3 protein-coding genes are annotated in these 3,282 nt (G+C 66.1%); 2 read left to right on the forward strand and 1 reads right to left on the reverse strand.

The window, feature by feature from the left end:
• Positions 1 to 84: 84 nt before the first annotated feature.
• Positions 85 to 342 (forward strand): helix-turn-helix domain-containing protein, encoded by a 258-nt coding sequence (locus ACIPVK_RS21620; RefSeq protein ID WP_407614042.1) that lies wholly within the window; start codon positions 85 to 87, stop codon positions 340 to 342.
• A gap of 3 nt (positions 343 to 345) precedes the next feature.
• Entirely contained in the window at positions 346 to 2,655 is a 2,310-nt protein-coding gene (locus tag ACIPVK_RS21625; RefSeq protein WP_407614043.1) for a hypothetical protein, read from the forward strand.
• A 161-nt stretch (positions 2,656 to 2,816) separates the two neighbouring features.
• Here ACIPVK_RS21625 and ACIPVK_RS21630 read toward each other — a convergent pair whose 3' ends face one another.
• Positions 2,817 to 3,077: a hypothetical protein gene (locus tag ACIPVK_RS21630; RefSeq protein ID WP_407614044.1), complete on the reverse strand. Its 261-nt coding sequence runs from the start codon at positions 3,075 to 3,077 to the stop codon at positions 2,817 to 2,819.
• Between the last annotated feature and the right edge of the window lie 205 nt (positions 3,078 to 3,282).

Here is a 3,282-nt window from a genome sequence, read left to right on the forward strand (position 1 = left end):
AAGTCCCGACCGGGCCACACCCCCTCTCGCTGGGCAACGCTGCCCAGCGAGAGGGAGCCGCGACCGAGGCAGGCAACAAGGCCGATGGCAGAAGGGCACGCAATAACCTGCTCCCCCACTCTGTCCTCCAGCCAGGTCTATCGCCTGGTCGCCGAGCGTCCCGAACGACTCAGCCTCAAGACCCTGGTCGCCCTGCTGGACATCCTGGAATGCTCGATGGAGGACCTGATCGAGCCGGTGGCGGCGGAACCGGCACGCAAGGCCAAGACCGCCGGCTCCGGCGCGAATGCGGTCGGTGACCTGCGGCCGAAACGCGCCCGCATCACCGGCCCGGACACCTAACCGATGGAACCCACCGCGGCGACCACCGACCCCCGTGCCGCCGGGCGTGGGGTGCTGGAGGATCCCGTCGGGTTCATCGTTGACATGCTTGCCGCCCTTGAACCCGGTCTCGGTCGGGACGTGATCCGGTTGGTGGTGACCGGGAATGCCGGGGAACGTGCCAAGGCCCGCAGATTGGCCCAGGCTTTGTCCCAACGTCCGGCGCTGCTCACCGATGGGCGCTCACCGGCCCCGCGGGCCCTGGGTGACCTGCTCATCTCCCTGGTCAAGGCCGGCGCGGTGAGGATTTCGGCCCCGGCCTGCACCGACTGCCGCACGCCCCTGAAGGCCCTGCAACGCAAGGGCGAGAACTGGTACTGCGGTGGCTGCGGCCCCACGCCCGAGCCCTGCACCGGCTGCGGGAACCTCCGCCTGGTCGCCAGCCGCACCCGTGACGGCGGGGCGCGCTGCATGGGGTGCCCGATCCGCAACGAACCCGACCCCGTCGGCGTCATCGTGCAGGTCGTTGCCGCCATCGACCCCGGCATCGGAGCCGAGACCGTCAGGACGGCGATCCTGGCCGCCGCCCCGCAACCCGGGCAGCGCCGCCGGCTGGCCTGGGCCCTGGAGGACCATCCCGGCCTGCTCACCGGGGCCGGTGCCCAGGCACCGTTTCCCACGGTGCTGCGCCTGATCGAGTTGCTCTGCCAGTCCGGTGCCGAACGCATCGTTCGCCCGCCCTGCCCGCATTGCGGCAGGATCCTGGCCCTGGTCAAGTCCCGTGACGGGCTGAGGCTTTGCCGCAACTGCGTCGCCAAGTCCCGCCGCCAACCCTGCGCCCAATGCCCGGCCATAGCCGAACCGGCGTCCCGCAACGAGCAAGGCCAACCCCTCTGCAGCCATTGCTCGAGCAACCCGGCCGACCACGAGACCTGCCATCGGTGCGGTCGCCGGCGACAGGTCAGCACACGCACCGCCGACGGACCGGTATGCAAGTCATGCCATCCACACAAAATCCTCACCTGCAGCGTCTGCCAAGCCACCGGTCCTGCCCGGATCTCCAAGACCACCGGCCAACCAAGGTGCCTGGCCTGTGCCCAGTCCCGGTCCGGAGGCACCGTGCAACGCCGCCTCCAAGAGGTGCTCGGTGACGGGCACGGCAATATCCGTCCCGGCCTACACAACCTCTACCAGGAGCTGGCAGCCACCGAGCGAATCGTCACCGTCACGAGTTGGCTCAACAAAAGCGGAGCCCCCACCATCCTGGGCACCCTCGACTCCAGGACCCCGCTGACACATCAGGTCCTTGACGATCTGGCCGGTGAGACAACACTGGCCGGCGACAAGACCACCGAACACCTGCGCGCCCTTTTGGTGGCCACCAAAACGTTGCCGGTCAGGGACGAGCAGATCGCCCGGCTGGAACGCTGGATCACCAGTCGCCTCGCCGAGCAATCCGATCCCGCCCAGCGCCAACTCATTCACCGCTACGCGATCTGGCACCAGCTGCGCAGGCTGCGCGGCAGGCTCCGCGGTGCCGATGCCACCTACGGCCAGATCAAGGTCATCGAGCAAAACACCAAGGGTGCCACCAGATTCCTTCACTGGCTCACCGGTCGCGGTCTCACCCTGGAAACCGCAGGCCAAGGCGCCACGCTGCGTGCCCCAACCGGGAACTTCATCCGCTGGGCCAACGCCCACAAGCTGACCAGTCTGCACTTCCGGGCAGAGCAATGGGGTGGACCGTCCACGCCGCTGGACACCGAGGAACGCTGGGCAGATGCCCGCCGGCTCCTCCACGACACGACGCTCAAACCCGAAGACCGGGTAGCGGGGCTCCTGGTCATCCTCTATGCCCAACGACCCTCGTCCATCAGCCGCCTGGGACTCGACGATGTCCACATCGAGACTGAACAGGTTTTGCTGCGCCTCGGCCCTGAACCGATTCTCCTGCCCGAACCCCTGGGCATCCTGATCCGCCAGGTCATTGCCGACCGGCAGAACCACACGATGATCGGAACAAGAGAAGCCTCCCCCTGGCTGTTCCCCGGCGGCAGACCGGGAGAAGCGATCACCCCCCGCCCATCTGCGCGTCCGGCTCAAGAAAATCGGGATCCAGCCCGGGCAGGCGCGATCCACGGCCTTGTTCCAACTCTCCATCGACCTGCCGGCGGCATTGATGGCCCGCACGCTCGGAATCCATGTCGGCGTCGCGGTCCAATGGCAACGCGCCAGCAGCGGAGATTGGGCCAGCTACGCAGCCGACGTCAGCCGCAGGAACCAACCCTGAGATGGGAGGCATTCAGACAGTTCCAATATCCGACGTCGCCATAAAGCTACCGTGGTGGGCCGGAACGGTACCGGCCGCCCACCCATAAACGGACAAGTCGCCTGAAGGACATCCTGAGAATCAGCTTGTTATTGAGTCACGTCTACGGGGTGGAACAGCCGGTACCCATCCTGCCAGCCAGTCCCAGACCAGCTACAAACAAGTCTCACAGCTTGTTGTAGCCCGATTGCTCGGGCAGGTGCGGGAACCATTCGATCAGGACAACCCGCGCATGACGGAGCCAGCGGCGTTCGGAGGTGAAGCCCAACAGGGCTTGCATCACCGACACGGTGACCAGTTCCGCATCCGTGATCAACGGCTGCAAACCGACCGCCGGCCGCCACGGGGCCGCGTCCGGATGGGCCTTCAAAAAGTCGTCCGCCGAGGCGTACAGTGCTGTTGCAAGGGTGTCCAGGTCGTTGTCCATCAGAACTCTCCAGGTTCGAATGTTGGTTATTACACCTCGATTCTGGGCACCCTTGCCTGCGCTGTCATCCCTTGGAATCAATCATCTAGTACTTAGTCGTGTCTAATGTTCTGGGTATAGGTGGCGGAGCTTGGTCCTGGCGTCACCGGTCGTGAATTGCCAGTTGACGGGCCGCTTGTCGGCGTTGGCGTCCTCCTGCCAGTGG

Source organism: Paeniglutamicibacter sp. MACA_103, from assembly GCF_045798555.1.
Classification (GTDB): Bacteria; Actinomycetota; Actinomycetes; order Actinomycetales; family Micrococcaceae; genus Paeniglutamicibacter.

Excerpts from the sequence above, each read along its gene's own strand:
- ACIPVK_RS21620 (WP_407614042.1), top strand. The coding sequence starts at position 85 with ATGGCAGAAGGGCACGCAATAACCTGCTCCCCCACTCTGTCCTCCAGC.
- ACIPVK_RS21625 (WP_407614043.1), top strand. The coding sequence starts at position 346 with ATGGAACCCACCGCGGCGACCACCGACCCCCGTGCCGCCGGGCGTGGG.
- ACIPVK_RS21630 (WP_407614044.1), bottom strand. The coding sequence starts at position 3,077 with ATGGACAACGACCTGGACACCCTTGCAACAGCACTGTACGCCTCGGCG.